This is a genomic window from Thalassotalea agarivorans (genome assembly GCF_030295955.1).
Lineage (GTDB): Bacteria > Pseudomonadota > Gammaproteobacteria > Enterobacterales > Alteromonadaceae > Thalassotalea_D > Thalassotalea_D agarivorans.
The window spans coordinates 2,086,064-2,111,947 of sequence record NZ_AP027363.1; the positions used below are offsets into that span (position 1 = coordinate 2,086,064).

The window sequence follows — 25,884 nt, forward strand, 5'->3', positions numbered from 1 at the left end:
AAACATTAAAAAAATTCAAAATTTTAGGATAACGTTTTTCCTATTGTTGTGATAATGTTGAAAATAAGATACACAAACAAAGCAAGCAAACCATTCGCTTTTGCACCGTTTTATTTAGTACTTAACTGGCAAATGATAAGTACATAAGCACATAACTAGATATTTAGGCATCACCACATGATGAGCATGCAACGAACAACATACTATATTTCTCTTATACTAACCGTAGCGATTTTGTTAATTAGTAACCAGGCAATCGCCTCTAATACAAAGCAGCCAAATATTTTGTGGATCATCTCTGAGGACAACTCGAAGCATTTTCTTAAACTATATGACGAACAAGGCGCTTCAATGCCGGCTATTGAAGCCCTAGCAAAGCAGGGCTTAGTATTTGAAAATGCCTTTGCCAATTCGCCAGTATGCTCAACTGCTAGAACAACGTTAGCAACAGGCTTTTACGGTACAGAATTAGGCACCAACAATCACAGAGGACTGGAAAGGGTCAAGCTTCCAGCCAGTATTGTACCGGTAAGCAAAGTACTGTCAGAACATGGTTATTTTACGTCAAACAACGTGAAGACTGATTATAACTTTCTTGGTGATCAAGAATTCTGGGACGCGTTATCAAATAAATCAGATTGGCGAGGTAGAGAAACAGGCCAGCCGTTTTTTCACGTGCAAACGTTCGGCATTACCCATGAAGGAAAACTCCATTTCCCTGAAAAAGCTGTAACTAAGCAGAAAACGCGTCACAATCCGAGCGATATTGAACTTCCACCTTACCTTCCTGATACTGAACTATTAAAATATACCTATGCCAGATCGTTAGATAATCATTTAAAAGCTAACGCTCAAATCACACAACTACTAGCCAAACTGCAGCAAGATGGAGAGCTAGAGAATACTTTCATATTCTACTTTGGTGACCACGGTGGTGTGTTACCTCGCAGTAAAGGCTATGTTTTTGAAACCGGGTTAAGCGTGCCTCTTGTAGTAAGAATTCCTAAGAATTTTACGCATTTGGTTGATGCGAGTCTGACTAGCGGCAACACACACGTAGATGGGATAGTTAGTTTTATTGATTTCGCCCCTACAATTTTAACACTTGCGGGCATAGATAAGGCGCAGCACTATCCTGGTAAAGCGTTTTTGAGTGAAAGCATATCGCTTAAGGAGCTTAACAAAAGAGACGAGGTATATGCGCAAGCTGACAGATTCGACGAAAAATCGGATTTCGTCAGAAGTGTTCGTAAAGGTAAATTTAAGTATGTGCGCCATTACCAGCCGTATTATCCAGATGGATTAGAAAACTACTATCGATACAAGCAACAAGCCTACAAACAATGGCGAGATCTTTATCAATCGGGTGAACTAAATCAGCAACAATCAGCGTTTTTCGAACCTAAAACCGCTGAAGCACTTTACGATTTACAAACAGACCCTTATGAAACAAACAATCTAGCAACTTCCGCGCAATACCAGAATCAGCTCAAAAAAATGCGTGAGCTATTGAAGAAACATCAGTCGACCTACCCAGATTTAGGCTTTATGGCTGAATCTCGCGTTGTTGCAGAAACCTTTTCAAAAACACCTTATGACTTTGGGCAGCAACATCATCAAGACTTAATTTCTATGTCGGATATAGCTGACCTGCAATTACTCTCTTTTGCTGAGGCCCAAGACGAATTAGTGCAGTACTTAAATAGTAATAACAGTGACTTTGCCTATAGAGCGCTTATTAGTGCCACAAGTTTTGGTGATAAAGCAAAAGGGCTGTTGCCTCAGGTGAAAAACTTGCTTAGCCGCTCGAACAGTATTGCGGTAAAAGGGCGAGCAATTGAATTTATTTCTATGGTAGGTAATGAAGACATTACACAAACATTTTACGACGTGTATGCGCAAGCACAAAAGCCATTAGAAAAAGTTGAGCTGTTAAACATCGCCACACTGTTGAAAGAACAAAGGCAAGTCAAATTCGTAAGATCTAAAGCTATCAAAATCCCTGAAAAAAGTGACAACAGACAGAACAATAAAATGCATGTTTGGTTAACAAACCGCTGGACTTACCTAACCGCAGGTTAACAATAGATTTATTCCGCGTTGAAATATGATCTTTTTCATCCCTAGTTTTGAGATCTATTTTTACGCGGGATTTCCTTCTCCTCGCAGATAATTCTCATTAAATTTGAACTAAACTATATAAACCTGTTTCAATACTTGTTGAGTTTGAATTTGAAATTAAATGCATCTTTCGTCGCTCTTATTGCGATCTTACTAGCGAGTTATGCAAGCCTACGTGCATTTGACGACAATAAACCCGATAGCATTGTAAACACGAATAATAGCAATGCGATTGGAGGGCTAAGATTAGAAAGAAACTTACTCGTTGAACAAGAAATTAATGCCATTATTTCTCAGTGGTTTGATGATGAACTTGAACGCCAAGGAGGCAAGTTCAAATCGCATGGTTGGTGGCCATGGGGCGTCAATGGCTTTGACTATGATAATGACGGCGACATTGATCTGTACCTGTCACATCACGGGAAACCTGGTGGAAAGCTATTGACCAACCTTTTGCAACAAAAAGGCGCACTTTCCTTTAAACCATTCCCACAAATACGTTTACCTGGTGCCGATGACAACCCCGAATTTTTCGACTTTAATGGTGACGGCTTTTTGGATATTGCTGGCCTATCAGATGAAGCAAAAGCCCCCTACTTGTTTAACCTGCAAGGGCAAGCATTTGAGCGAAAGACGCAACACACATTGAGGCCTCTTTCACGGTTTAATCAACTGACAGATTTTAATCAAGATGGTTTCTTAGACATCGATGGCGGTCGCAAAGGCAAATGGCTTTATATTCCTAGTGAACAACGTTTTAAACGCGACAAAACACCGCAAACAGCACAAATATCTGATCTTCCAACAGACTACCAAGACTTTGCCGCTAAACGGAAAAAGGCGAGTAGTAAAAATCGATTTCTAACCATCAATTATCTTGTTCATGCGCAAGTGTATCGCAAGCAATTATATAACCACCAAGCACCGCTCGATCTCAATCATGACGGACACACGGATATACTGATCAATGGCGCTGGTAGTTATGGCGGCGAATACCATTCAACTGTATTGGCTTATACGCCAAATGGATACGTAAAGGCCAACAAGCGCCTTAAACTGCCAGACAATGCGCTGATTATTTACGTCGGTGATATTAACTTAGATGGTCGACAAGACGTACTTATGGCAGGCGACAATGGTGGCCTTTTTATCAACTCCCCTACTGGATTTATAGAAAAACGAAATGGTCTATCCAAATTTATTTCAAGGCGAGCACCTTATGCTATTCGTGCTTTTGCTGTTGATTTTGACCTAGATAAAGATCCTGATTTTGTTCTAAACAATCCAAGAAAACGAGAAACAGAAATATATGAAAATCTAGGCAACGGTGATTTTAAGCGTATTTTTAAAAGCTTTTCTTGGGAAGCAAATGCTATTTGGATAACCGACATAAATAACGACAGTATGTATGATGTGATCATTGGCGGCGCGGGTAAACAATTTAAAAAGTCGGTCGCGGTGCTCGTTAATCAATCGAAAGCCAAAGGCAATTTTCTCACCTTATATCCAAGAGCTTCTTTTCCCAATTTATACGCCGTTAATGTGCTCATGAAAGTTGCCTGTAACGATACAACGCTAATGCGAGAACCATACTGGCATGGAGCGCCATTGATATTTTCAATTGGCAGTAGCAGCCAATGCGATGTCGAAATAGATTATGGCAACAACCAAATCGTTACCTTTGACAAGTTGAAAGCAAATCAAACATACACCTTGTACCAGAATCAAAAGAAAGTCGTTGGATATCAACCAGCTCATAGCGAATAGGTGTTATAATTAACTGCACTTTCCATTCACAAGAATAATTCCTTGAACAAAACCAATGCATCCATCGCCGATCGTAGCCTGTTTAGTTTAACGTGGCCGATTTTTATCGACTTGTTTTTTGTCTTTATGGTCAATATAGCCGACGCGTGGTTTTTAAGTAGGATCTCAGACGCGGCGGCTGCTTCTGTAGGCGCAATTATGCCTATTCTAGGTATTGCATTCTCTGTATATAGCACGCTTTATCAAGCCGGCAGTGGCGTGGCGTCACAACGAATTGGCGCCAATGATCACAAAAAACTGTCGCGCACTTATGGCGTAATCATGCAGTTAGCAATTGGTTTCGGTCTTGCCATGTCATTGTTCTTCTATTTTGGCGCTAGTTTCTTTGCCAACGTTATGGGCCTTGAGGCTGAAATGAATACCATGGCAAGCATCTATATGAGCACATTAGGCCTTGGTAGTTGGTTGCTGGCATTGCGCTTCGCCGCAGCGGCGATTTTAGCATCGCAGGGTAAAACCCATTGGAATATGTGGTCTACGGCGCTAATGTCGGTGATTAACATCGCCTTAAATTACGTGTTGATAGATGGCAAATATGGTTTCCCTGCTCTTGGCGTACAAGGTATAGCGATTGCTTCTGTAACGGCATGGGGGATTAGCTTTTTATTTAGTCTTGCCGTGATTTTATGGGGACAAAAGATACGCGTAAATATTCCTTGGAGTTTACCTAAGTTTACGGATATGGCTCGCCCGATTATGCGCATCGCCTCGCCAGCAGTAATAGAGCCTTTGTCTTGGAATTTCACGCAAATTATCATGACAGCGATGGTTGTTACTATGGGTGAAGTGGCATTGGCCACCCGTATTTATGCATTTAACCTATTATTCACCGCAATTTTATACTGCGTAGCCATTTCCGGTGGTGTACAAATCAAAGTCGCCTTCTTTGTGGGTGGCGGGCGTTTTGAAGAAGCGCATAAAGCGCTCATTTCAGGGCTAAAAATAGCAATCGTTGGCGTAATTGTTTTTATGTCTACGATGATCTTAATCTCCGACCAACTGTTTTCAATATTTACCGACAATAAAGCAATTTGGGCGTTAGGTGCGAGTGTGCTTATGATCGCCTTTATTGGTGAAATCGGTCGGGCATCTAATCTCATTGTAGGTGCAGCGTTGCGCTCCAGTGGAGACTCAAAGTATATCTCGGTTTATGGTTTTACTATGATGTGGTTTGTAGCGCTGCCGATGACCTACATCTTTGGTATCTGGATGGGATTAGGTTTGATAGGAATATGGCTTGGCACCTCAATTGACGAATGTATTCGAGGCACCATTAACTACCGCCGTTGGCTTTCGAAAAAATGGCAAGATAAAGGCGTTTATGCGCAACAATAGTTGCGCAAAACTATTACCTAGCTAGCTAATGTTATGCATGGTTTGCATACGTTTATCAAACGCCTGCGCAAATCTTTTAGCCGATTGCTCGTCCATATTAAAGTATAGTGATGGTTCGATGAGTTCGGCTTCCATCATTGCAAAACAATCCCCCATTCGCACGAAATCAAGGCGAGCATATGCCAAGGATTCACTTATTTGTGCTAGCGCGTGAGACGCCTGTTGCTTTAGTTTCGCTTCAGGCGAAACTGAGGCCAAACTACCGCCATGCTCCTCTTGTACTCTAAAATCATTTTTCTTTGGCGTTTTCAAAATGGTATGACTGTATTCACCATTAAAATAGAAGCAGGAATACTCACCCTCTTCTACCACGTTTTTGACAAATGGTTGCACCATGAAATCACGAGCTGCGAACGTTTCAGACAACGCCGTTGAAGACTGTTCAAACAAACCTTTAGTGAGTCTAAACGTATTATCTGCATTTGCACTAACACATGGTTTAACCACGATTTCATCAACGTTAAAGTGAGTAAAAGCTTGTGCTATTGCATCTTTATTGTATTCGTCGAACCACAGCGTAGGTACAATATTTACACCTTTTTGCTGCAAGTCTTTTAGGTATTTCTTATTAATATTCCACGTTACAATATTAAGGCTATTTTCTAACTTAGCGTTACTTTCCTCTATCCGTTGCAGCGTATCCATAAAGGCATCCGCGTCATCTTGATAATCCCAAGGCGAGCGAATCAGTACCACGTCAAAATCATTCCAATTAACGGATTGATCGCGCCAAGGTACTTCACTAACTTGCCAACCAAGTGCTGTTAAATGAGGATAAAAAAGCTCGTCGTATACTTCAAATTCGTCGAGATTCTCCATGGTTAAAATCGCGCAACGCTTCATTGTTTTACCTTAACTTGTTGTAGTGTGGCGATTTTAGAGGGAATTTTCATTGAAAGAAAGGGGGAAATGGGTCAAAACTACTGACCCAGGGGAAATGTCCCGCATTTTGGCCGAAGCGAGCATATTTTCTGTGCTTTGACACACAGCCGTATTATTTACGCCTAGCTCCTTATGAAAGATCACTTTAATTCAAAAATTGGCAAAATCTCAACGTTTTACTAGCTTTAAAGTATCAAGCAAGGATGCGGAGGCCCTGATGCGTCATCTCAACATAGTAGTTTTCTCACTTACTTTAACTTTGTTATCAGTTCAAAGCTTGGCTGAAGAAGAACGCGAAATAAAACTTCAATCGTTTGAACCGAATACGATAGGCATAAACTATACTCGTGACGAAGCATTCATCGATGTGCTGTTATCACAAATGTACCCTATGTTTCATTCTGGCATATACAGTGAAGACAATAGCCACGGCCTGTACTTTGCAGTATCGGTAAGATTTGGTTTCTACTGGGGAACACGCGACTCATCGCCGGTGATAGGCAAACGATTTAATCCAGAAATGTTCTATCGATTCTGGTTGGGAAAACAAGATCACTATATAGACGCAACCTTTGGGCATGAATCAAACGGGCAAAGTATTAACTCCGAACAAGCATACTTGCAAGCACAACAAGACTTAGATGAGCCCGAACATGCCATAGACTATATTAGCCGCGGTTATGACTATGTTGGTACTCGTTATTTTTATGAGCATAAAAATGCCTTCAATATTAACTTTGATGTTAGCCACATGGTCAATTTACGATACTTTTTAGAGGATGGACCACTACAGGGAGAAATTGAACAATACTATCCGTTTGAAGATCAACATAATCAACTCGAAATACGACAAGTGAACGGCATATTTTATCAAGCGCGGCTATCGAGTTTTGCCAGTGAAACATTTCGCGACCTTAAAATTAACATCAACTATATAACAGGCTATAAAAACCCGTTTAAATACAACACCGTTGAACTTGAATTAACTAAAGGCATATTTGACGATATTCCCATCACCTTATTCTTTAGAACAGGATACAACAGCGATTTGGCACATTTTTACGTGCAAGATAATTCTTATGGTATCAAGTTAGAACTTAAAACCTTTTTAGATGAAATCTAGATCATAGGTTTTAGCGCTAAATCATGATAAATTAAGCGCAAAATAAAAATGATTTTTGCCTGATGACAACAAACCAACCCACCATCTTGTGGCACGATTATGAAACTTGGGGTGTCAGCCCGAAGTTTGATAAGCCTTCTCAATTTGCCGGTATTCGCACAGATTATGATTTAAACATTATTGGCGAACCTGAAGTGTTTTATTGTAAGCCGCCAGCTGACTACTTGCCTCATCCGGAAGCTGCATTGGTAACAGGTATTACCCCTCAAAAAGCATTAAATGAAGGGCTAACAGAAGCAGAATTTGCAACGCGTATTCATCAGTTAATGTCTCAGCCAAATACCTGTGTCGCAGGGTACAATAGTATCCGCTTTGACGATGAAGTATCTCGCTATCTATTCTATCGTAATTTTTATGATCCTTATGCGCGCGAATGGCAAAATGGTAATAGCCGTTGGGATATTATTGATATGGTAAGGGCATGCTATGCCTTAAGACCAGAGGGAATCAATTGGCCTGAAACAGAGGAAGGTAAGGTCAGTTTTAGACTAGAGTTACTAACCCAGGCAAACGGCATCAGTCACGAAGCTGCTCACGACGCAATGAGCGATGTATATGCAACTATTGCAATGGCTAAGCTGATCAAAGAAAAACAACCCAAGTTATATGATTTCATTTTTAACCTAAGAGACAAAAAAGAAGTTAATAAACACATTGACGTATACAACTTAACGCCGATTGTACATACGACATCTCGCATTCCTTCAACACATGGTTGCACCTCATGGTTTGCGCCAATAAGTTATCATCCGAGTAATAAAAATGCGTATATAGCGGTTGATCTTGCGTACGATCCTTCACCGTTAATAGACCTAGATGCTGAACAAATAAAAACGCGACTTTATACAAGGCGCAGTGAGCTTGCCGAAGGTGAACTGCCTGTTGCGGTTAAGTTAATTCATGCCAATAAATGCCCTGTGGTTGCGCCAGCTAAAACGCTTTTACCAGAAAACGCGGCGCGCTTAGATATAGACAGAGAAAAGTGTTTAGCGCACCTTGAGCTGTTAAAAGAGCATGCTTCTGAAATCCGTGAAAAGCTTGTCGAAGTATTTAATGAGCGATACGACGAAGATGTAGAGGTGGATGCTGAACACGCATTGTATAGTGGCGGTTTCATATCCAATACCGACAAAGCGCAAATGGATATTTTACATCAGATCCCTGTTGAACAATTAGCAACTCACCCTTTTCAATTTACCGAAGCGAGATTTGAAACCATGTTGTTCCGCTACAGGGCGCGCAACTTTCCTTTGACGTTAACGAGCGAAGAACAAATGAAGTGGCAACAGTATTGTCAGCAAAAAATGCAGTTTGGCGAAAAGGGTGCCCTCACGGTCGACGAATACATGCTTAAGATTGAGAACATGGCGTATGAACATGAAGGCAACGAAAAGAAGATGGCAATCTTAAAAGCGCTTGCCAGCTACGTAGGGGCTAACTAAAACGTTTAGCTGCTCGATTACGATTTGAATCGAGCGATTAAACTAGAGGTATCCCAGCGATTGCCGCCCATTTTCTGTATTTCACTATAATAGCTATCAACCAGTTGAGTGACAGGCAGTGCAACATCATGCTTTTTCGCTTCTTCAAAGGCGATAGCTAGATCTTTTCTCATCCAGTCGACGGCAAAACCAAAATCATATTCACCGGCAAACATGGTTTGATAACGATTTTCCATTTGCCATGACCCTGCTGCTCCTTTACTGATCGTATCGACGAGTTTCTTAGGATCTAAACCGACTTTTTCAGCAAACGAAAAACCCTCCGCCAAGCCCTGCACTAACCCAGCTATGCAAATCTGATTAACCATTTTGGCGAGTTGTCCGCTACCTACAATGCCCATTAATTGGCTAAATCTTGCGTAAGCATCCATAACAGGTTTAACGCGCTCGAAGGTGGCTTCATCACCACCTACCATAATTGTTAAAACACCGTTTTCTGCACCTGCTTGGCCGCCAGATACTGGCGCATCTAGAAAACCGATAGATTGCGCAGCACATTTATCTGCTAACTCTTTAGCAAGTTCAGCTGACGCTGTTGTATGGTCTACTAGCACTGCACCTTCCGACGCACCAGCAAGTATACCTTGGTCTCCGTAAACAACACTTCTGACATCATCATCATTACCAACACAGCAAAAGATAATGTCTGCATTTTCCGCAGCCTCTCGCGGCGTATCAACCGCCTGACCACCATATTGCTGTGCCCAACGCTGTGCTTTTTCTTTTGTGCGGTTATACACCGTCACATCATGACCTGCGTTGACTAAATGCCCTGCCATTGGATACCCCATGACACCTAACCCTACAAATGCTAATCTCATCATCTATCCCAATATTTGGGGTCAGAACATGTTCTGACCCCAATTTTCAATAATTATTGCTCAATACCTTGCTTAACAAAGTCGCGATAACTTGTGCGGCGACGTTCGCTATTTTTAGACAGCCTAGTATATACATCGTGGGGATTACATAAACTAGAATTTTTTCCTAACCCGTTCACAACATAGCTAGACCATTGGTAATGTTCGGGCAATTGTACAATGTTTGCACGCACCGGATTCAACTCAATGTAGCGATAGAGCTCAAGTAAATACTCTTCCTGCTCGACTGCAAAAGACTTAAAACGTCCTTCCCACAATGTTCCTGTTCTTTCATGCATGTAATTGAAATACCTAACATATCTTCTGCCAATCGATTGCATCATTTTACTGATTGCTTGTTCATTTTTAGCAGTACAAAGTATGTGTACGTGGTTTGGCATAAGTACCCACGCATGAATCTCAACATGCTCAATAGATGAATAAACCTTTAGGTAATTCAGGTAAGTGACAAAGTCTTGTGGACGCATAAAACAGCGTTGTCGATTGTTGCCACGTTGAATAATGTGCTGCGGTACACCTGGGGTGATGTTGCGAAGTGATCTCGCCATAAGTTTCCTCCTTGAAACAGTTGAACTTGTTTAAGCATAGTCCATTTTTAATGGTTGGGGTCAGAACATGTTCTGACCCCAAATATTTGTGGGATTACTGATCCAATTGAGCTACATTGAACGTACATTTTTCATTTTTTGAGGAAGATATGAGTCAATCCATCTATCAGTTTTCCGCCAAGAACTACAAGGGCGAAGACGTTGCATTAGAAAAGTTTGCAGACAAAGTATTACTTATCGTTAATACGGCAAGTGCATGTGGTTTTACGCCACAGTATGAAGGCTTACAAAATCTTTACGCAGAGCTTCAAGACAAAGGCCTTGAGGTGTTGGCATTTCCTTGTAATCAGTTTGGTAAACAAGAAAAAGGTAGCAACGAAGAAATCGCCTCGTTTTGTGACTTAAATTTCCATATTACCTTTCCACTGTTTGAAAAAATTGATGTCAATGGTGACAACGCACATCCTCTTTACAAATACCTGAAACAAGAAGCTAAAGGTGTGCTAGGCAGTGAAAAGATAAAATGGAATTTTACTAAGTTTTTAGTGGATAAGTCTGGCAAGGTGGTAAAACGTTACGGCTCGATAACAAAGCCAGAAGCTATTAAAGCTGACATCGAAAAATTACTATAAAAAAGGCGACTATTGTCGCCTTTTTCTTTAAACAAACAAGGTGTCGTGGAGCTTCTCGACGACGCCGTTGGCCGCTTGCTCTGGCACAAGAAAGCAGACATTATTCGGGCTCGCACCATGGCAAATCATACGAATAACCGTATCTTCCACCTTATCAAAAATTTGCTCACCTAAATCACTGGTTTGATGCAGGTTATTGCCAATTACGGCCACTAACGATAAACCGTGCTCAACAGAAACCTCACACAACTGTTCTAACTCTTTAACCACAGTGGAATTGATTAATGCTTGTGTCGAACCGGTTGGATTATCAAAGGTTAAAGCAACACTAATTTCACTTGTGGTGATCAAGTCTACACTCAGCTCATGCTTGGCAAGAATGGCAAATACCTTCGCCAAAAAACCGCTCGCATGTAACATCGCAGGGCTTTTTACTGTCACTAAGGTTTGTTCTCTGCGAAGCGCAATAGAACGATATGTTGGATTTGATGCTACCGTTTGTTGTATGCGTGTGCCGCCTCTTTCAGGTTCTTTAGAAGAGCCTACAAATACTGGGATATTACAACGCATCGCCGGAATCAACGTTGCAGGGTGCAATATCTTTGCGCCAAATGTTGCCATTTCCGCCGCTTCGCCAAAACTAATTTCGTCTATCGCTCGAGCTTGTGCGGTAATGCGAGGATCTGTCGTAAAAATACCGACTACATCCGTCCATATTGCTAAATTATCTGCGTTTAACGCTTCTGCAAGTAATGCTGCACTGTAGTCTGAGCCGCCACGCCCAAGCGTAGTGGTATTGCCGAGGCCATCTCTACCAATAAAACCCTGTGTAACTACAACTTTATCTGCAAGCTTTGGCAACAATTTCTGTTGCGCTTGTGTCGCTAGTAGATCAACCTCTACCACTGCTTTACCGTACAAGCTATTCGTAGCCATGACATCACGCACATCAAACCTTTCGCCATCAACACCTACCGAGCGCAACACTTGGGTGAATAGCAATGAACTCATTTGTTCACCGAAACTCATAATTGCGTCCGCTGTTTGGCCTGTGTGCTGCATAGATTGTTGTGAAGCAAGCTCGGCAAGTTCAGTCAATAATGCCTCGATTTGGCCCAGCAATTTCTGTGGTTGCTCTAATTGCTCGATAATATTGACCTGAATGGCTTTGATTTCTGCAATGATTTGCTCACGCTCTTGCGTTGAAACGTTTTCTTGGCTTAAGCGTACAAGATGGTTGGTCACACCTGCGCTCGCTGACACAACAACGACGCGAGTTTCAGGTCTGTTTTTAACAATATTGGCACAACGCAACATCGCTTGATGATCTGCGACACTGGTTCCACCAAATTTAGCGACGGTAAGCTGACTCATTAAGCCACCCCCAAAAGCTGAAAAATACAATTACGGCTACTTAAACCCGCATTTAAAGTAAAAAACATAAAAGTCTCCCTATATGCTAACGTGCATAAGACAAATAAGGAAGAGCATGACTGATAAGGTGCGCTGACAATAGAAAAGGTGCAACAAACATTTTCAGCCAGAAGCCCTCCACCTTGCTCTTTTGATTAGAGCGGTGACAGCCCCAAGGATTCAGCCTTGGCGACCGAAACTCAACATCCACTGGGTTAAGTTCCTCGGCATTAGTCCCCCTCTGCAACCTGCATAGAAATAGTGGTTTCTTCAGTTGCATACCTGGCTAATGCACCTCTTCTGGTGCCTTGGTTAATTTTTAATACATTAACCGAAAAGCGGCGTTATTTAACCGTATCTATTGAACAAATGCAATAACTTATCTGCACTGTTAACTATTTTTTTGTTATAAGCGCTGTTTTTCTATGTTTTTACTCATACAGTTTATAAAACATTAGGCTTATAAGGCGATGTAGGCCAACCATAGTTTTACATTTATTTACTATAATACATAAATTAAAGCACAAAGTACGAAAAAACAGGTAATTTTATTTTGACTATTAATGAATTCGTAGTAAGGTAGGGTTGATTGATATTTACTCAGTAGTAACGTTTAAGAAAGGACTAATCAAATGCGTTTGAGTACATTACTAAGGCACTTTTTGTGGTTTTTCGTGTTATGCGTTGTATTTGCCGCCGCAAGTTAACATGTATCAGTAGCCTAGAGCGCTAATCAACTGCGCCACTAATTGCTATAAAAAACGGGCAAATCAAGCGATTCTAATTTACCCGTTATCATTCATTACTCACTAATGACTAAATACTTCATCACTCGCTCTTTTTTGAGCCGCAGTGTCTCTTAGTTTAGCCACGCAATAATTAGTTAACGCTTTATTACTTCTTCCCTTGTGCTGTTTGGTCGAAAATTCAAACTGAACAGAGGTTAAAACAGGTTTGTAATCCGCATTCGATGGCGCTGGTTTCCACTGCCACTGTTGCAATGCCGCGATAGTTGCTTTTTCGAAATCTGCCGGAACGGTAGATCGTCTAATATTAAACTTTTCTGGATAACCCGCACTATTTATAAGTACCTGCACATCAATACAACCTCTCAACCCTTTTAATTCATAAGCTGGTGGGTAAACTGGGTTTGGTGTGTGCTTTTTCAGCCAAAACATGCGCGTTAGGTGAACTTCATCAAAAGAAGACACGTCGGTTATTTTAACTTTTTCTCTAGGTTTTATTTCGACAGGTTCGGATGCACTACATGACATTAGTAAAAGACTAGACGCCGCAAGCCAAAATTGTTTCATATTCCCTCACAATCTTATTAAATTTTTATTATTTATTAAACATTTGCACAATAACGAAAGGATTAGTACTTTTCAAGAGCTTTACGTCTTTAACACAAGTTTTCGTGGTAATAATGTGGCTAACGTTGCTATAGTCTATTAAAACAATCGTCAAATACAGTTATGGATCTGTTTCTACTTAAAAAATTCATTGGTTTTATGGTCATGCCAATGAATATTATCTTAATTTTTCTGATCATTGCCCTGTGCTTTTTTCGCGCCAACCCAAAGCTCAGCTTTAAATCTTTAGTCGCCGGCATTGTTGCTTTATGGCTAGCAGCGACGCCCGCAGTTGCAGACTTTTTACTCAACCCCATTGAAGACAATTACACCGCGTTTACTTATCCAAATAAGCCAATAGATTACATTGTTGTACTGGGCTGTGATCATGTTGAAGATCCAGCTTTACCGCCAACGAGCCAGTTAAGATACTGCTCGCTTGCTCGGTTGGTAGAAGCGGTAAGAATTTACCAACAAAATCCTTCAAGTGAATTGATAACATCTGGCGGAAGTTATAAGGGAGGTACGCCAAATGCAGAAGTTGTTAAAAATGCAGCGCAATCATTAGGCATTCCAGAAAGTAAAATAACGACAGAAGTTAACGCTTTTGACACCTACGAAGAAGCACAATTACTTGCACCACGTTTACAAGGAAAATCTGTGGTTTTAGTGACCAGCGCGTCTCATATGCCAAGAGCGATGGCCTATTTTAAACGTTTTGGTATTGACCCAATGCCAGCGCCTGCAGGCAATTTGGTTAAAAACTACTATGGCGATAAATCTTGGACGTATTACTTGCCTAACGCCGCGACACTCAATAAAACCACAACAGCTTGGTATGAAACGTTAGGCCGGATAGTGCAGTGGTTTACTGCACTTGTTGACTAATTTAATTATTAGGCTGGATTGTCGATATCAACAAAGGTCACATCAAGATCATATTGTTTGGCAATATATTCACCCAATGCTTTAGCACCGTAGCGCTCTGTTGCATGATGGCCAGCGGCAAAATAATGTATACCCATTTCTCGTGCTGTATGCGTCGTTTGTTCGGATATTTCACCTGAGATAAAGGCATCGATACCCTGCTCTGCTGCCAAATCTATATATCCTTGCCCGCCGCCAGTACACCAAGCAACCGTTTTAATGGTTTGCTTTTCAGGTGCATCAATATGTAGACATGGGCGTTCTAGCGCACTTGAAATGCGCTGCTGGAGCTCATTTGCTGATATTGCTTGCTCAAAGGTGCCGCGCATAGAAACACTTAAAGGGTTCCCTTGCTCTAGCGGCTCTATATTGGCTATTGATAATAGTTTGGCCAATTGAGCGTTATTGCCCAATTCTGGATGAATATCTAACGGTAAATGATAGGCAAACAAGTTTATGTTGTTATCTAGCAACGCTTTAATGCGATTGTATTTCATACCACGAATAACATACGATTCATTTTTCCAAAAGTAGCCGTGGTGAACTAATAGCGTATCTGCACCCATTGCAATCGCTTGATCAATTAACGCCTGAGAAGCAGTCACTCCAGTGACAACTTTATTGACCTGGTCGCTACCTTGTATTTGTAAACCATTAGGACAGAAGTCCTTGATCATTTCTGGTTTCATTAATTGATTCAGGGCAAATTCAAAATCGGATCGTTTCATTATTCTACTGCGCTATTTGCTTATGAGTTTCGGTTCATTGGCGACACTTTTACCGGCGAAAATCCTGGTGCTATGCGCCATTTAGGTTTGATTGGTGTCAATGGTAACACGCGTTTTTTAGCAACGATAATATAAATACTGCCAAACGGTGTTAAATATTTATTTGCGAGTGAATGCCAAGCGCTAGTGACCTTACCTGGCGTGGTATTTGACGTTAAAAAACTTGGCATACAACGAATGTCATCGAGAATTTCATAGCCCATCAAGTTTAGCCAGTCTTTAACCCGCCCAGCAGAGAAAAATCGTGCATGCCATGGCGACTTCTTGCGTCTTATGGGAATAAAACGATTTAACCCCGCTAATGAAAAAGGGTTGTAGCTCGTCACGACCATATAGCCGTTAGGAATGAGCACACGATTAGCTTCTCGCAGCAAATGATGAGGATCGGGAGAAAAAGGTAGCACATGGCTCAAAAGGCACATATCAACGCTGTGTTCTTGAAAAGGTAAATCGTCTAATTCTGCGCGAATATCAACATTACCAGGGGTACTATTAACCCTATGCTTTCGTTTAATTGCGCAAGCCTTGTGATCAAAAGCGGCACTAAGAGGGCCTATTTTTAAAGCATGATAGCCAAAGAATCTTGGCATCCATTGTTCAAGCTGAAGATTAATCTCGTCAAAAATTAAATGGCCGGCAGGTATAGAACCCCAGGAGTCGGGTGAATCGAATTGATAGGAGGACAGCGCCGGTTTTATCATTTTAGGTTACTTATTTAGCAAACAACTTTATAATCAAATGAATGGGATTAATATTGACCCATAATGCAAAGATGATCAATTAAGGTTAACGATTCAATGGCAGAAACCGCAGTATACAGTCAGCCAACATTTATTGTAGAACCCATAAAAGCGTTCAACGATAACTATATTTGGGCATTAAAAAACACCACAGATGATATCGTGTTAGTTGATCCTGGCGATGCAGCGGTGTGTATCGACTACTTGCAGCGCAATAACGCCAATCTGGTAGCAGTACTTATTACCCATCATCATAGAGACCATGTAGGTGGTTTACCTGAGTTAAAAGCGTATCAAGCACAGATAAATGAGAGCCTGACTATCTATGGCCCACACAATGACAATATTGCCTTACTAGATGTAAAACTTACTGAGGGGCAAACAGTAAATTTAACAGGCTTTGGTAGCTTCGATGTAATAGAACTGCCTGGTCATACGCTCGGCCATATAGCCTATTATGACCAGCAACACCTTTTTTGTGGTGATACCTTGTTTTCTGGAGGCTGTGGCAGAATGTTTGAAGGTACTGCAGAGCAACTGCATGGCTCCCTCACTAAGTTAAGTCACTTACCTGGCGACACACAAGTATACTGCGCTCATGAATATACGTTATCTAATTTGAACTTTGCGAAGGAAGTAGAGCCTAACAACCAGGCGTTACAGTCCTATTTTGATGAAGTTGTACAAAAACGTGAAAGAGATCAAATTACCTTACCTACCTCGATAGCCATAGAGAATAAAATCAATCCATTTTTGCGCTGCCATATAGAGCAGATTAAGCAGTCTACAGCACGTAAAAAAGGTGGTAGTATTAACTCGGATGTCGAATGCTTCGCGATTTTGCGCGCTTGGAAAGACAACTTCTAACCTACTGATTTAAATATAAATAACAAACAAATATAACGATGAGCTTGAATAAGCTTAAGAAATAAGTAAAACTTTTGTTAACCACGGTATAGAGAGAATACATGAAATATATCAGCGTAGCTGTTTCTGCTGTTATAGCGCTAACCGCTTGTCAAAGTACCACTGACAATGCATCAACAGCAAATAACACTAATCAAGAGCTTGATATCGCAAGTCCATCAGATATAAACCAAGCTTTATTAAAGGATGAAACGATAGACGTTATTCATCCCGTTGCTGATGTCGAATTCTCTATTCCCCACGACAATGTCAACGTTGATTATGATGCATGGCGACGTATTCGCGATGGTCTTTCTTTCGACGTGCCACAAAATCGCCGTGTTATTGCGCAGCGAAATTGGTACGCAAAACACCCGTCATACTTAGATAGAGTAGCCAAGCGAGCGGAACCATTTATGTTCTATATTCTTGAAGAATTAGAAGCAAATGATATGCCGCTGGAAATAGCTCTATTACCTATAGTTGAAAGTGCCTTCGATCCTTTTGCCTACTCTCACGGTAGAGCGTCTGGCATGTGGCAATTTGTTCCTGCAACTGGTGAACGTTTTGGCATGAAGCAAAACTGGTGGTATGACGGCCGCAGAGACGTTATTGCATCAACAGAAGGTGCAATTCAGTACTTGAAACGTTTACATAAATATTTTGATGGCGACTGGATGCTTGCACTTGCTGCATACAACTCCGGTGAAGGCCGCGTGATGCGAGCCGTTAAAAACAATGCCCGAAAAGGAAAACCAACCGATTTTTGGTCACTTGATTTGCCACGAGAAACACGTGCTTATGTACCTAAACTATTAGCGCTAGCGGATATCGTTAAGCGCCCAGCAGATTTCGACCTTACGCTTTACGCTATCGAAAATGAGGCGGTTATTTCTAAAGTCGACACCGGTTCGCAAATCGATTTAGCAAAAGCGGCTCAACTTGCAGACTTAACGCTAGCTGAGCTTCAGCGTCTCAATCCAGGTTTCAACCGCTGGGCGACAGATCCAGACGGCCCACATTATTTACTATTGCCAAATGATCGCATAGAGCGCTTCAAAACCGGTTTAGATAAACTAGAACCGAAAGACCGCTTGGCTTGGCAGCGATATAAAATTAAAAGTGGTGATACCTTAGGGACTATCGCTCAAAAATTTAATACCCGTGTTAGTTTGATCCAAGAAATTAATGGTATTTCAGGACACCAAATTCGTGCTGGTAAGCATTTGATGATACCCGTGGCTGCGCGTTCAGCTGATAGCTATACGTTTTCGCAAGAGCAACGTTTGGTAAAAACTCAGAATCGTTCACGAAATGGTTATAAATCAACGCATATTGTTAAATCGGGTGATAATTTCTGGGATATCAGCAGAAAATATAAGGTGAACCATCGCTCATTAGCTAAATGGAATGGCATGGCCCCAACAGATCCACTGCAAATTGGTCAAAAGCTTGTCGTATGGCAAGAAAATCCATCTACTGCAAAATCGCATCAGCCTGTTGAAAATGCTGTGATGAGAAATATCATGTACAAAGTGAGACGCGGTGACTCATTGGCGCGGATAGCAGATAAGTTTAATGTCTCGATAAAAGATATTGAACGATGGAATAATTTGAATCGAAAAACATATCTTCAACCGGGGCAAATGTTAAAACTCTCGGTTGATGTTACCAATAACATATAACAACATCATTTAATAAGGGACACATATTCATGGAAGATTACATTGTTATTGCGGTTATCGCGGCAGCGATATTACTAATGGCTTTTTTAACGAGATACATCGAAAAAGAGTCATTAGTAGACAATGGTGACTATGTCATTATCAGAGGCACATTGATGTCTCGCCTATTCGACATTAACTTCAAGCGCGTTTTAAAAACCGACATAATCAAGATTCAAATTGCAGGCAATACCGTCAGCTTGTTTAATAAAAGTGACAACGCTTACGATATATTCTTGTATGGTGAAACGGTTAACGAACTTATTAACATCAGCGATAGACTCTTTCCCAACGCTAAGACCATCGAATTTAAGTGTTAAAAAGACAACATAAAAAAAGCCAGCATAAGCTGGCTTTTTTATCTTCGTAATAGCGTGAGCATTCAAATCACTATATTGCGCCATGTTCTTTAAGTAGTGTAACAAGGTCGTCTTCTGTCATTACACTTACACCTAAGTCTTGCGCTTTAGTTAACTTTGAACCAGCTTTTTCACCGGCAACAAGAAAATGTGTTTTAGCCGATACGCTGCCTGACACTTTAGCACCTAAGCCAACAAGCAGCGCTTTTGCTTCGCTTCTTCCCATTTGACTTAATGTACCAGTAAGCACGAACGTTTGCTCAAGCAGTGGTTGCTCGTCACTCGACTTTTGCTCCATAACCGGCCAAGTAATTAATTGCTCCAGTTGCGAGACAACTTCAAGGTTATGGCTTTGCTCAAAAAAGCTAACAATATTGTGTGCTACTACTGAACCAACATCAGGCACCTCTTGTAATGCCTCTTCAGAAGCTGACTTAATGGCTTCAAAGCTAAGAAAATGTTGCGCTAGATTTTGCGCCGTTGTCTCACCGACCTCTCTTATCCCCAGTGCATAAACAAATTTTGCTAAGGTTGTGGCGCGAGATTTGGCGATGGAGGTAATCAAATTCTGCGCAGATTTTGCCCCCATGCGGTCCATTGTCGATACTTGAAGTTCCGTTATGCTAAACAGATCGGCAGCCGTTTCTATTAGTTTTTCATCAACTAACTGCTCCACCAATTTATCGCCTAGACCGTCAATATCTAACGCTTTTCTCGAGGCAAAATGTTTAATCGCTTCCTTACGTTGGGCTCCGCAATACAAACCACCTGTACAGCGCAATACAGCCTCACCTTCAGGTTTATCAACATCGGAATGACAAACAGGACACTCAGTTGGAAAAATGATCTCCTTGGCGTCGTCTGGTCGTCTATCTAACACCACACTGACAACTTGAGGGATAACATCACCTGCGCGGCGAATAACTACGGTGTCGCCAATGCGAAGGCCCAATCTATCTATTTCATCTTGATTATGCAGCGTGGCATTACTTACTGTTACACCACCGACAAACACAGGCTTTAATCGAGCAACTGGCGTGATTGAGCCAGTACGCCCAACCTGAAAATCTACGTCTTCTAAAATTGTTAGTTCTTCTTGCGCAGGAAACTTGTACGCGGTCGCCCAGCGAGGCGCTCTTGCGACAAAACCTAATTGCTCTTGCAGCGCAATATCGTCTACTTTTAGCACTGTGCCATCTATTTCATAAGGTAGCTGATCGCGTTTTGCCAAAATATCTTGATAAAACTCATCACATCCCTCTTCTGTCATTAATAAGACGACCTCTGGGCACATGGGTAGGCCTAGCTCTTTCAATTGAACCAAGCGCGCAAAATGCGATTGAGCCAACCACTCTTCACCCACTTCGTTACTATCGCTAGCACCAACATAACCAACACTATAGGCGTAAAACGCTAAGTTTCTTTTTGCTGTAATTTTTGAGTCTAGTTGTCTTAAGCTACCGGCTGCGGCATTGCGTGGATTAGCAAATTGTTTATCGCCGGCTTTGGCTGCTTTTGCATTCAATGCATCGAAGCTAGCTTTTGGCATAAACACTTCGCCACGTACTTCTAGTACACCTGGGTACTGCTCACCATAGAGCTTCAATGGTATCGATTTGATGGTGCGAATATTATCGGTAATATTTTCGCCCGTCGTACCGTCACCTCGAGTCGCTGCTTGTACCAAAACACCGTCTTCATATCTTAAGCTCACTGCTAAGCCATCGAGTTTAGGCTCGGCACAAAAACTAATAGATGCTTGGCTTCCTAAACGGTCTTGAATGCGTTTTACAAATGCCTGCCATTCTTGCTCGGAAAAGACATTATCCAACGACAGCATGGGTATTTGATGGGTCACTTGTTCAAATGCTTTAAGCGCCTCACCGCCCACTTTTTGGCTTGGTGAATCAAGCGTTTTTAAATCCGGATGTTGCGCTTCAAGCTCGATCAATTCGCGCATCAAGCGATCATATTCGGCGTCTGGGACCGTGGGGTTGTCGAGTACATAATATTCATGATTGTATTGATGGATTAATGCTTTAATTTGATCAATACGTAAGGAAGGCGATTCTGTCGTCATAGTTATCTGTATCGTTAATGAAAAGACCAGCATTCGCTGGCCTTAAAAAGTTATGCGGTTGAGATTCTGTTTTTTCGCTCAAATTCGCGAATTTTACTCACATAATGTTGTTCAGTTTGTCGAGTTAAAACACTGCGTTTATCGTCTAATAACTGACCATTAAATTCTTGTGCAAGTTGCTTAGCTGCATGCAACATTTGCTCAAACACCTCGAACGGGTCGCCCGCATTTGGCAAGGTCATAAACAAACTAACCCCCTGTGTTGCAAAGTTTTCCATATTATCGAGGTTAAAGGTGCCAGGATTCATCATATTGGCAAGGCTGAAGGTAACTTTACCGTTTCCTGCATTGTCTTGATGACGATGAAAAATAGACATATCGCCATATTTCATACCTAAGGTTAATAGGCTTGGCAGTAAAGCAGCACCTTGCATTACTAGGCCTTCTGGCATCACCACTGAAACGACAAGCACTTCAGGATCGACAGCAGGCTTTTCATGTTTGTCGAAATCCATCTCCAGCTGATCTTTCTGCGCCTTTTTCTTTACCGGCGACTTTCTACGTGCGACTGTTTTTTTAACTTCAGGTTTTGGCTGAATAACCGGCGCTTCGTATAAAGGCTTTTCTTCTTTTTTTGGTGTTTCTTCTTGCTCTTGCGGCAGTGCATCTTCCGGCAAGGCCAGCGCATCATTAACGCCTGCGGTTTGTGTCAGCGAGAAATCATCTTCTTGAGGATCATCAGCGACAAAATTTAAATTGTCGATATTGTCTAACGCTGGCTCTTCCGCAATTGTCGGTTTTAATTTTAAATCTGCAGGAATTGGATCTTCATTGTATTGTGGTGCAGGTGCGGGTTGACCAGCAATTTCTTCTTCTGCTGGAGGATTGTCTATTTCACCGGTTAAACTATTGGCGCCAACGACACGAGCTTCTGATACGCCGTCTTGATCAAAACCAGACGAATCAAAGTTTCTTAAATCTGGTTCGCTTTTATTCTCTTTCGCCTTCAATTTGTACGGATTTTTGTTTTTTCTTATAGTCCACAATCCATGCAGGAAAATCGCTGTGATCACAACAGCGGCTATGATGATTAAAACGAGTCTAAAATTATCTTCCATTTTGCAACCTGTTACGACAATTCTGCCATGGCTATTGCTTCATCTATGTCTACTGCCACCATGCGAGACACACCGGGTTCAAACATTGTGACACCGGTTAAATGAGAAGCCATTTCCATCGCTATTTTATTATGACTTATATATACAAATTGTACCGTTTGAGACATTTCCTTAACCAAATTACAAAATCGGCCAACATTAGCGTCATCCAACGGCGCATCCACTTCATCTAACATACAAAATGGTGCTGGATTCAATCGAAATATCGCAAACACCAATGATAAAGCGGTTAACGCTTTTTCTCCACCTGATAATAGATGAATCGTGCTATTTTTTTTGCCTGGCGGTCTTGCCATTATCGTCACGCCAGTATCAAGCATATCATCGCCGGTTAAGTCTAAGTATGCACTACCGCCGCCGAAGACTTTAGGGAACAATGATTTAAGATCAGTATTCACTTGTTCAAAAGTTTCTTTGAATTTTTGTCGTGTCTCTCGATCTATTTTTGCTATCGCCCCTTCAAGCGTTTCGATAGCGTCATTCAAATCTTGGTCTTGCTGATCTAAATACTCTTTGCGGGCAAGTTGCTCGTCATATTCATCGATCGCTGCCAAGTTGATGGGACCCAAACGGCCTATATCTTTGCTAATGCGCGCTAGTTGCGCCTGCCATTGTGATTCTTTTGCTTCAGCAGGCATTTCAGCTTGAACATCTTTTAGGCGTACATCGAGTTCATCAAGTTGCTCCAACGCTTGTTGCGCTCTTAATTTATAGCTCTCCGCATCTAAATGCTGTTTAGCCACTTGTTCTTTTAACGTAATCAGTTGATCGGTTGTCGCTTGTTTATCGCGCTCCAACGCCTCTACTTCTTGCTGCGCACTTGATAGATGTTCATTAATGTAAGCCAATTTTTCATCAACTTCGACCACATCTTGTAACCAAATTTGTAATTGTTCTTCATCTTCTAATAAAGGCGCTGCTTGTTCTTCAAATTGTGCACGTCTCGTTTCTAGTTGTGCTTTGAAGTGTTCTAACTGCTCTTCTAATCGAAGTTTGTGCTGTTCGCTACTATGCTTTTGACTTTTTGCCTGTTCAATTTGGGCTGTTAACTGATGGCGCTTTTGGTTCGCTTGTTGCAATTCATGTTGCAATGTCTTAGCTTTTGATTGCAGCTGTGCTTGTTCGTCTTCATTATCTATTTCAACATCATCTTGCTCAGCACCTTCAGCCACTAACTGTTCTTCTTCCAGCATCAACAATTGCATTTGCTCTTGTTCTATTTGCTCTTCTACAAAAGCCAAATCATCCACGAGTTGTTGTCTTTGCCCTGTTTGAAGCTCGAGTTCCTGCTCCACCAAAGCCAGAGACTGTTTGCATTGTGCCATTTGTGAGGATAGTTGCTGTAACTGTTGTTGCAGCGCAAGGCGCTCTTCGCGTGCTACCTCTAAACGACTGGCAATTAACTGCGTTGAATCTTGATGATCATCTAGCCATTGACTTAACGCCTGTTGTTGTTCAGTTAAGGACTCTAGCTCTTGATGCAAACTCAATACACCTTGGCTGCTATCTTGGCTGCCTTTACGTACGAAATGGTTTGACATCCATAGGCCATCTTCTGTCACAATACTTTGGCTTTCTGACAAATTGCCTAGCATTGTTTTAGCCTGCTGAAAATCTTTCGCCAGCAAAATATTATTCAACAAATAGTTTAAGCCCGACGCGCCAGTGACCTGACTAGCGAGTGTATTTGCTTTTGCTGCAACCTCGTCCTTATTAAGCCCTAGTACCAACGACACTGAATCGCATTCAACGCTGTTTGGCAATTCGTTAATCACATGAGCACCAAGCCAATCAAACAACACAAGCTCCATAGCGCTTTGCCATTTAGTTTCTACATTTAGCTGCTCGGCCAATCCTTGTTGCAGCGCCACCCCTTGCTCAGAAAGCCACTGCGCTTGTTGCTTTTGCCAGTCTTGTTGAGTGCTGAGCTGCTGCGACAACTTTTCTGCTGAATTAGAGACAAACGTATGACTTGCTTGCTTAGCTGAATAAGTTTGCTGATGCTCGCTTAATTCACCTTGCAATTGCTCAATGCTTGCTTGACTTTCCGCCAGTGACTCTTCTATTTGGGCATGTTGCTGACTCAACATAGCGTGCTCTTCGCTAAATTGTTGTTGCTGTTCTTTTATTACTTCATCCGTCGATAGGCTTGCGAGGGCGTCATTTATCTGTTGTTGACGGTTTTTCGCCGCCTCAATCAGCGCTTTTGCAGCATCTATTTTGCTCTGAAGCTGCATGGCCATTTCTTTGCGCTGTGTTTTGGCTAAATGTTGTTGTTGCCATTTTTGTTGCGCAAGTTCTTGTGCTTGTAATAACTGTTCTAATGCATCTTGAAGCGTCGCTATTTCTTCTTCGTTCTCCATTAAGTCTGGCATTTGCATCGAGAGTGTTTCAGTCAACAAAGCCACTTTCTCTTGTTCCGACTCTATCGCTTGACGCGCCTGACTTATTTGCTCATTGGCATTAGCAGAATCTTGCTGAGCAATTAATTGTTGCTGCTTTAAATGCTTAATATTTTGTTCCGCGCGCGCAATATTCTTTGAAAGCGTTAGCTTCTTTTGTTGTAACTCACCAATGTTCTCGCCACCAACTGTCAACTTTTGCTTAGCTTGAAAAAGATCATTGTCACGCTTGTTTTGCAGTACTACTAAATCTTCAATTTGCGCTTGCGTTTTTGTTAAGCGCGCCTGATGACTATCACTTTTCTCTTGAAACTGTTGCCAACGCAAAACTGCTAATTCGGCCTTAAACTTGCGTTCATCAAACTTAAGTTTTTTAAAGCGTTTTGCAGCTTCTGATTGTTGATGCAATTTGTCGATTTGAATGGCAAGTTCGGCTCGTATATCTGACAAACGTTCAAGGTTTTCTCGTGTGTGGCGAATACGGTTTTCGGTATCACGGCGGCGTTCTTTGTATTTGGAGATACCCGCTGCTTCTTCAATGAAAATACGAAGCTCTTGTGGTTTCGATTCGATCAATCGCGAAATCATGCCTTGTTCAATAATGGCATAACTTCGTGGACCTAGTCCTGTACCTAAAAAGATATCAGTAATATCTTTACGGCGGCATTTAGCACCATTAAGGAAATAGGTATTAGTAGCGTCTCTTGTGACAACGCGGCGGATGGATATTTCGTTACGTTCAGCAACTTTACCGGCTAAGGAATCTTGTAAGTGGCCTGCTACGTCTTCAAAAACAAGTTCTACACTAGCTTGACCGACGGGTTTGCGCGAAGCGGCACCGTTAAATATGACGTCGGTCATGGCATCACCGCGCAAATTCTTTGCACTACTCTCGCCTAGCACCCAACGCACTGCATCGATGATATTTGATTTACCACAACCATTAGGACCCACTACCGCTGTCATTTGTTGTTCAAATGGCACCTTAGTCGGATCGACAAATGATTTAAAGCCCGCAAGCTTAATATGCTTTAATCGCATTAA

20 protein-coding genes and 1 riboswitch are annotated in these 25,884 nt (G+C 41.6%); of the genes, 10 read left to right on the forward strand and 10 right to left on the reverse strand.

The features are described from left to right. Positions 1 to 177 precede the first annotated feature (177 nt). The 3 genes from QUD85_RS09640 to QUD85_RS09650 all read left to right on the forward strand — a co-directional run bounded on the left by QUD85_RS09640 (position 178) and on the right by QUD85_RS09650 (position 5,283). Positions 178 to 2,082, forward strand: coding sequence for a sulfatase family protein (locus tag QUD85_RS09640; protein ID WP_093328359.1), 1,905 nt, complete (start codon positions 178 to 180; stop codon positions 2,080 to 2,082). Between the two features lie 150 nt (positions 2,083 to 2,232). Continuing rightward, the gene (locus QUD85_RS09645; RefSeq protein WP_177168854.1) at positions 2,233 to 3,888 is read left to right on the forward strand and encodes an FG-GAP repeat domain-containing protein; all 1,656 of its coding nucleotides are present in this window, start codon (positions 2,233 to 2,235) and stop codon (positions 3,886 to 3,888) included. 42 nt (positions 3,889 to 3,930) lie between these two features. Further along, positions 3,931 to 5,283: an MATE family efflux transporter gene (locus QUD85_RS09650; RefSeq protein ID WP_093328356.1), complete on the forward strand. Its 1,353-nt coding sequence runs from the start codon at positions 3,931 to 3,933 to the stop codon at positions 5,281 to 5,283. A 21-nt stretch (positions 5,284 to 5,304) separates the two neighbouring features. Here QUD85_RS09650 and QUD85_RS09655 read toward each other — a convergent pair whose 3' ends face one another. Further along, positions 5,305 to 6,186: an ATP-grasp domain-containing protein gene (locus tag QUD85_RS09655; RefSeq protein ID WP_093328355.1), complete on the reverse strand. Its 882-nt coding sequence runs from the start codon at positions 6,184 to 6,186 to the stop codon at positions 5,305 to 5,307. Positions 6,187 to 6,442: 256 nt separating this feature from the next. Here QUD85_RS09655 and QUD85_RS09660 point away from each other — a divergent pair, with 256 nt between their 5' ends. Beyond that, positions 6,443 to 7,348: a hypothetical protein gene (locus QUD85_RS09660; RefSeq protein WP_093328353.1), complete on the forward strand. Its 906-nt coding sequence runs from the start codon at positions 6,443 to 6,445 to the stop codon at positions 7,346 to 7,348. Positions 7,349 to 7,410: 62 nt separating this feature from the next. Next, entirely contained in the window at positions 7,411 to 8,850 is a 1,440-nt protein-coding gene (gene sbcB / locus QUD85_RS09665) for an exodeoxyribonuclease I (RefSeq protein ID WP_093328352.1), read from the forward strand. Positions 8,851 to 8,867: 17 nt separating this feature from the next. Here sbcB and QUD85_RS09670 read toward each other — a convergent pair whose 3' ends face one another. Beyond that, positions 8,868 to 9,731 carry an NAD(P)-dependent oxidoreductase gene (locus QUD85_RS09670; protein WP_245732075.1) on the reverse strand — a complete coding sequence of 288 codons (864 nt, stop codon included), beginning with the start codon at positions 9,729 to 9,731 and terminating at the stop codon, positions 8,868 to 8,870. A gap of 53 nt (positions 9,732 to 9,784) precedes the next feature. Further along, the gene (locus QUD85_RS09675; protein WP_093328349.1) at positions 9,785 to 10,339 is read right to left on the reverse strand and encodes a transposase; all 555 of its coding nucleotides are present in this window, start codon (positions 10,337 to 10,339) and stop codon (positions 9,785 to 9,787) included. Between the two features lie 149 nt (positions 10,340 to 10,488). Between QUD85_RS09675 and QUD85_RS09680 the strand changes: the two genes are divergently transcribed. Then, entirely contained in the window at positions 10,489 to 10,971 is a 483-nt protein-coding gene (locus tag QUD85_RS09680) for a glutathione peroxidase (protein ID WP_093328347.1), read from the forward strand. A 27-nt stretch (positions 10,972 to 10,998) separates the two neighbouring features. Here QUD85_RS09680 and lysC read toward each other — a convergent pair whose 3' ends face one another. Both lysC and QUD85_RS09690 read right to left on the reverse strand, forming a co-directional pair. Then, positions 10,999 to 12,345: a lysine-sensitive aspartokinase 3 gene (lysC, locus tag QUD85_RS09685; RefSeq protein WP_093328346.1), complete on the reverse strand. Its 1,347-nt coding sequence runs from the start codon at positions 12,343 to 12,345 to the stop codon at positions 10,999 to 11,001. Positions 12,346 to 12,507: 162 nt separating this feature from the next. Continuing rightward, positions 12,508 to 12,692: riboswitch (Lysine riboswitch) on the reverse strand. A gap of 501 nt (positions 12,693 to 13,193) precedes the next feature. Further along, positions 13,194 to 13,697, reverse strand: coding sequence for an energy transducer TonB (locus QUD85_RS09690; RefSeq protein WP_093328344.1), 504 nt, complete (start codon positions 13,695 to 13,697; stop codon positions 13,194 to 13,196). A 210-nt stretch (positions 13,698 to 13,907) separates the two neighbouring features. Here QUD85_RS09690 and QUD85_RS09695 point away from each other — a divergent pair, with 210 nt between their 5' ends. Next, on the forward strand, positions 13,908 to 14,624 hold the full coding sequence (locus QUD85_RS09695) for an ElyC/SanA/YdcF family protein (RefSeq protein ID WP_245732074.1): 717 nt from the start codon (positions 13,908 to 13,910) through the stop codon (positions 14,622 to 14,624). A gap of 8 nt (positions 14,625 to 14,632) precedes the next feature. Here the strand turns inward: QUD85_RS09695 and QUD85_RS09700 are convergent, their stop codons facing one another. Then, positions 14,633 to 15,391: a Nif3-like dinuclear metal center hexameric protein gene (locus QUD85_RS09700; protein WP_093328341.1), complete on the reverse strand. Its 759-nt coding sequence runs from the start codon at positions 15,389 to 15,391 to the stop codon at positions 14,633 to 14,635. Positions 15,392 to 15,411: 20 nt separating this feature from the next. Further along, entirely contained in the window at positions 15,412 to 16,152 is a 741-nt protein-coding gene (locus QUD85_RS09705) for a class I SAM-dependent methyltransferase (protein ID WP_245732073.1), read from the reverse strand. 96 nt (positions 16,153 to 16,248) lie between these two features. Between QUD85_RS09705 and gloB the strand changes: the two genes are divergently transcribed. The 3 genes from gloB to QUD85_RS09720 all read left to right on the forward strand — a co-directional run bounded on the left by gloB (position 16,249) and on the right by QUD85_RS09720 (position 19,141). Next, on the forward strand, positions 16,249 to 17,058 hold the full coding sequence (gene gloB / locus QUD85_RS09710) for a hydroxyacylglutathione hydrolase (RefSeq protein WP_093328340.1): 810 nt from the start codon (positions 16,249 to 16,251) through the stop codon (positions 17,056 to 17,058). A gap of 101 nt (positions 17,059 to 17,159) precedes the next feature. Beyond that, on the forward strand, positions 17,160 to 18,782 hold the full coding sequence (locus tag QUD85_RS09715; RefSeq protein WP_286218667.1) for a lytic transglycosylase: 1,623 nt from the start codon (positions 17,160 to 17,162) through the stop codon (positions 18,780 to 18,782). A 29-nt stretch (positions 18,783 to 18,811) separates the two neighbouring features. Then, positions 18,812 to 19,141 (forward strand): hypothetical protein, encoded by a 330-nt coding sequence (locus QUD85_RS09720; protein WP_093328338.1) that lies wholly within the window; start codon positions 18,812 to 18,814, stop codon positions 19,139 to 19,141. Between the two features lie 70 nt (positions 19,142 to 19,211). Here the strand turns inward: QUD85_RS09720 and ligA are convergent, their stop codons facing one another. The 3 genes from ligA to smc are packed head-to-tail and all read right to left on the reverse strand — an operon-like array spanning position 19,212 to position 25,881. Next, positions 19,212 to 21,260, reverse strand: a complete 2,049-nt coding sequence (gene ligA / locus QUD85_RS09725) for an NAD-dependent DNA ligase LigA (protein WP_093328336.1) — start codon at positions 21,258 to 21,260, stop codon at positions 19,212 to 19,214. Between the two features lie 50 nt (positions 21,261 to 21,310). Next, positions 21,311 to 22,378: a cell division protein ZipA gene (gene zipA / locus QUD85_RS09730; protein WP_093328335.1), complete on the reverse strand. Its 1,068-nt coding sequence runs from the start codon at positions 22,376 to 22,378 to the stop codon at positions 21,311 to 21,313. 11 nt (positions 22,379 to 22,389) lie between these two features. Next, the gene (gene smc, locus QUD85_RS09735; protein ID WP_093328333.1) at positions 22,390 to 25,881 is read right to left on the reverse strand and encodes a chromosome segregation protein SMC; all 3,492 of its coding nucleotides are present in this window, start codon (positions 25,879 to 25,881) and stop codon (positions 22,390 to 22,392) included. Positions 25,882 to 25,884: the final 3 nt, after the last annotated feature.